At 41.9% G+C, this 301-nt stretch carries 1 protein-coding gene; it reads right to left on the reverse strand.

Annotated elements, in window-relative coordinates; translation table 11 throughout:
- Positions 1 to 132, reverse strand: a 132-nt coding sequence (locus H0248_RS21720) for a PAAR domain-containing protein (RefSeq protein WP_180787453.1), incomplete at its 3' end; no start/stop codon positions are given.
- Between the last annotated feature and the right edge of the window lie 169 nt (positions 133 to 301).

Genomic DNA, 301 nt, shown 5'->3' on the forward strand with positions numbered 1-301 from the left:
CAGAACAGCATCACCCTGTCGGGCAGCAGGCTGACCATTAATAATGACATCAGAACTGCCTTCAATTATTGGTGTTTCAGGGAAGCAGTCATGACCACTTCCGATATCATTAAGACGGGCAGCACCCGGCATTGTCATTCTCCTTTGACAGTAAAACATTCCTTTGAGGGCTGAATGTTGGGCGCTTTTTATGGATGATTCAATACCGAAACCCGTATCAGGCATCGATACAGAGATGATGAATGCGATTTTTATTTAGGGTCAGATATTATTTCTTATTAAGTCATAAACCTGTCAAAAA

This window comes from Pectobacterium brasiliense, from assembly GCF_013449685.1.
Classification (GTDB): Bacteria; Pseudomonadota; Gammaproteobacteria; order Enterobacterales; family Enterobacteriaceae; genus Pectobacterium; species Pectobacterium brasiliense_A.